This window comes from Angustibacter peucedani (assembly GCF_054779595.1).
Window position 1 is genome coordinate 1 of sequence record NZ_BAAGXY010000087.1, and the last position, 4,697, is coordinate 4,697.

Consider the following 4,697-nt stretch of genomic DNA (forward strand, 5'->3'; position numbering starts at 1 on the left):
CGAGCGCCAGCAGGCCGGGGCGCTCGCCCCCGGCAGCGGCGTGCGCGGCCAGCGCCAGGCTCACCGCGACGACGGCGAACGCGCCCGCGCGCAGCACGCGCGCGCGGCCGGTCGCGAGAGACGTCACCCGACCATGGTAGCCGCGCCGCCTGGACGCACCCTGGGAGCACCCTGGGACGTCACACGACGGTCATCGAGGTCCGAGGTCAGCGCGGAGCGGACCGGCCCCAGAGCGCGAGCCGGCCGCCGAGGCTCACCGCGCGCAGCCGCCGCTGCGCCTCGCGTCGGGCGCCGGTCGTCGTGACCACGAGCAGCTGGTCGTCGCGCCGCAGCACCGTGCGGGGTCCGGGCACGAAGGACGTGCCGTCGCGCACGACGAGCGTGATGTTGGCCCCCTGCGGCAGCCGCAGCTCGAAGACCTCGAGCCCGTGCAGCCGCGAGTCGTGGCCCACCCGCACCTGCATGACCTCGGCACCGAGCTCGTCCAGGGGCGCGGACTCGACGTCGAGGTCGCGGCTGTCGACGTCGTGCGCCACCCCGAGGCGGCGGGCCACGAAGGGCAGGGTCGGTCCTTGCACGACGGTGAAGACGACGACGAGCACGAAGACCAGGTCGAACAGCCACTCGGTGCCGGGCACGCCCGTCGTCACCGGCACGGTCGCGAGGACGACGGGCACGGCGCCGCGCAGCCCCGCCCACGACAGGAAGGCCTGCTGGCGCCACGGCAGCAGGAACGGCGTCATCGAGGCGGCCACCGACAGCGGGCGGGCCACCAGCAGCAGCACCGCGCCGAGCGCGAGGGCCGGCAGCAGCTGGTCGCCGAGCCGGGACGGCGAGGCCAGCAGCCCCAGCAGCACGAACAGGCCGATCTGGGCCAGCCAGCCGACCGCCTCGGCGAACCCGCGGACCGTCGTCCGGTGCGGCATCTGGGCGTTGCCCAGCACCAGTCCCGCCACGTACACCGCGAGGAACCCGGAGGCGTGCACCGAGGCGCCGACCGCGTACGCCGTGATCGTGAGCGCGAGGACGGCCAGCGACGACAGCGCGGACGACGGCAGCCGCAGCCGGCGCAGCACCCACGCTCCGGCGAAGCCGACCGCGAGCCCGATGGCCGCCCCCGCGGCGAGCTCGAAGGTCGCCAGCGCGACCAGCACGTACCAGGCGGAAGCCCCGTGGTCGCCGGTCGCCTGCTCGGCCAGCACCACGACCAGCAGGACGACGGGGGCGTCGTTCAGGCCGGACTCGGCCTCGAGCACGCCGGCCAGCCGCGGGTGGATCGGCACCCGGCGCAGCACCGAGAACACGGCGGCGGCGTCGGTCGACGACAGCACGGCGCCGACGAGCAGCGCGACGTTCCACGACAGGTCGAGCACGAGGTGCGCGAAGACCGCCACGACGCCGACCGACACGACCACGCCGAGGGTCGACAGCACCGCCGCGGGCAGCAGCGACGAGCGCACGCTCGACCACCGGGTGGTCAGGCCGCCCTCGGCCAGGATCAGCGCCAGGGCGCTGAAGCCGAGCACCTGGGTGAGCTCCTCGCTGTCGAACTGCACGCCCAGCCCCGCCTCGCCGAGGCCGACGCCGAGCGCGAGGTAGAGCAGCAGCGAGGGCAGGCCCGACGACAGCGACAGCCGCACGGCGACCACGGCGACGAGCACGACCAGCGCCCCGACCAGCAGCGACTGGTTCAGCAGGTCGACCGTCACGGGGCGCACCAGCGGCGTGCGGTCATGCCGGGCCTCCAGCGGTCGTCGGCGGCGCCCGGGGGTGCCGGACGGCGGGGGTGTCGTGGCCTAGTCTCGCAGCGTGGCCCGCCTGCACCCGATCGCCCGTGTCCTCGCCGTCGTCGTCGCGGCGGTGGTCGTGGTCGCGCTGGTCGGCACGGTGGCCGTCGTCACCGCCGTCCGCCGCTCGTTCCCGGACCGCGACGGGCAGCTGCAGGTGCAGGGGCTGAAGGGCACCGTGAACGTGCTGCGCGACGACCAGGGCGTCCCGCAGGTGTACGCCGACAGCTCGGACGACCTGTTCTTCGCGCAGGGCTACGTCCAGGCGCAGGACCGGTTCTTCGAGATGGACCTGCGCCGCCACATCACCGCCGGCCGGCTCTCCGAGCTCGTGGGCGAGAGCGCGGACGCGATGGAGGCCGACAAGGTCGTCCGCACCCTCGGCTGGCGCCGGGTGGCCGAGCGCGAGCTGCCGCTGCTGTCGTCGTCCAGCCGGCAGTACCTGCAGGCCTACGCCGACGGCGTGAACGCCTACGTCGCCGACCGCTCGCCGTCCCAGCTCGGGCTCGAGTACACCGTGCTCGACCTGCAGCTGCCCGAGTACCGCGTCGAGCCGTGGACGCCGGTCGACTCGCTGGCGTGGCTGAAGGCCATGGCCTGGGACCTCAAGAGCAACTACGACGACGAGATCACCCGGGCCCGGCTCTCGGCGTCCATCTCGGTCAAGCGGATCGAGCAGCTCTACCCGCCGTACCCCTTCACCGAGCACGCGCCGATCGTCAGCGACACCGGCTCCGACGTCGGCAGCGCCAGCGCGGTGCCGCAGGGCACGCTCGACGCGGCCGACACGCACGCGGGCTCGCGCGCGCTCGCCCTGGCGCAGCAGGCGCTGGACGCCGTGCCGCAGCTGGTCGGGCGTGGCGACGGCATCGGGTCGAACTCCTGGGTGGTGTCGGGTGCGCACACCAAGAGCGGCAAGCCGTTGCTCGCCAACGACCCGCACCTCGGGCCCGCTGTGCCGAGCATCTGGTACCAGATGGGGCTGCACTGCCGGCAGGTCACGGCCGACTGCCCGTTCGACGTCGCGGGCTTCACGTTCTCGGGCACGCCCGGCGTGATCATCGGCCACAACGCCCGGATCGCCTGGGGCTTCACCAACCTCGGCCCGGACGTCGCCGACCTCTACCTCGAGCGACTGGTCGACGACCGCGCCGAGTACGCCGGCCAGTTCGAACCGCTGCAGGTGCGGCACGAGACGATCAAGGTGCGCGGCGGCGCGGACGTCGACCTCACGGTCCGCGAGACCCGGCACGGCCCGCTGCTGTCGGACGTGTCGTCGAGCGTGCACGACGCCGGCCGCGACACCACGGACGACGACAACGACTCGCAGACCTACGACGTCGCCCTGGCGTGGACGGCGCTCACGCCGGGCCGCACGGCCGACGCGCTGTTCGCGATCGACCGGGCCACCGACTGGGACTCCTTCCGCGCCGCGGCGGAGCAGTTCGAGGTGCCGTCGCAGAACATGGTCTACGCCGACGTCGACGGCAACATCGGCTACCAGGCGCCGGGGAAGGTGCCGGTGCGCAAGGGCTACGACGGCCGGTGGCCGGTGCCCGGCTGGAAGAGCCAGTACGCCTGGACCGGCTACGTGCCGTTCACGGACCTGCCGCACGTGCTGAACCCGTCCGACGGCTTCGTCGTCACGGCGAACCAGGCCGTCACCAGCGCGGCCGACCCGTTCCTCACCCAGGACTGGGACTACGGCTACCGGGCGCAGCGGATCCGCGACCTGCTCAAGGGTCGCGACGGCCTGACCGCCGCGGACATGTCGTCGATCCAGGGCGACACGCGCAACGGCATGGCGCCCACCCTGGTGCCGCTGCTGCGCGCCATCGACCTCTCGGGCGACCCCTTCACCCGCGAGGCGCAGGACCTGCTGAAGGGCTGGGACTACACGGAGTCGCCGGACTCGGCCGCGGCCGCCTACTACAACGCCGTCTGGAGCAACCTGCTGCGGCTCGGCTTCGACGACGAGCTCGGCGACGACCTCGCGGCGGACGGCGGAGACCGGTGGTTCGAGGTCGTGACCTCGCTGCTGCGGCGGCGGTCGGACCCGTGGTGGGACAACCGCGCCACGCCCGGCGCCGTCGAGAACCGCGACGAGATCATGCGCCAGGCGCTGGTGGCCGCGCGGCTCGAGCTCACCCGCAAGCTCGGCAAGGACGTCGGTCGCTGGCAGTGGGGCAAGCTGCACCGGCTCGAGCTCGTGCACACGCCGCTGGGCGGCCCGTCGGTGCCCGGCCCGGTGCGCGCACTCTTCAACCGCGGGCCGTTCGAGCTCGGCGGCGGGTCGGCGATCGTCGACGCCACGGGCTGGACGGCGTCCGCGGGCTACCAGGTCGACTGGGTGCCGTCGATGCGCATGGTGGTCGACCTCTCCGACCTCGACCGCTCGACCTGGGTCAACCTCACCGGGGCCTCGGGCCACGCGTACGACGCGCACTACTCCGACCAGTCCGAGCACTGGGCGACGAACCGCACGTACGCCTGGCCGTTCAGCGAGGACGCGGTCAAGAAGGCGTCCGGCGACGACCTCGAGCTCAGCCCCGCGCAGTAGCCGCGGTCGTCCGGACGACGGCCGTCGGCGTCACGACGACGTCCACCGGGCGGTCGTGCCGCTCGGCCGGCAGCTCGCCGGCGTCGACGAGCTCGCCGTCGTGCAGCAGGGCGACGACCAGCGCACCGGCCGGCACCCGCGCCAGCGCACGGTCGTAGCTGCCGCCGCCCTGGCCCAGCCGGGTGCCGTCGCGCGACACCGCCAGCGCCGGGACGACGACGACGGCCGCGCGTGCGACGGCGTCCGGGCCGAGCCGTGCGCCGGCCGGCTCGTCGTCGTCCACGCCGGTGCCGGGGACGTGGCGGGCGCCGTCGGCCGCCCAGTCGAGGTCGAGGTCCGGGAGCACGACG

The 4,697-nt window shown here is 74.2% G+C and carries 3 protein-coding genes; 1 reads left to right on the top strand and 2 read right to left on the bottom strand.

The genetic code is table 11. From position 1 onward, the window contains the following. Nucleotides 1–206: 206 nt before the first annotated feature. Nucleotides 207–1,709, bottom strand: a complete 1,503-nt coding sequence (locus ACYVJ4_RS15125) for a potassium/proton antiporter (protein WP_460460969.1) — start codon at nucleotides 1,707–1,709, stop codon at nucleotides 207–209. Nucleotides 1,710–1,809: 100 nt separating this feature from the next. Here ACYVJ4_RS15125 and ACYVJ4_RS15130 point away from each other — a divergent pair, with 100 nt between their 5' ends. Further along, nucleotides 1,810–4,347, top strand: coding sequence for a penicillin acylase family protein (locus ACYVJ4_RS15130; RefSeq protein ID WP_460460970.1), 2,538 nt, complete (start codon nucleotides 1,810–1,812; stop codon nucleotides 4,345–4,347). Here ACYVJ4_RS15130 and ACYVJ4_RS15135 read toward each other — a convergent pair. Continuing rightward, on the bottom strand, nucleotides 4,331–4,697 hold a 367-nt coding region (locus tag ACYVJ4_RS15135; protein WP_460460971.1), incomplete at its 5' end, for a 5-formyltetrahydrofolate cyclo-ligase. The genes ACYVJ4_RS15130 and ACYVJ4_RS15135 overlap by 17 nt on opposite strands.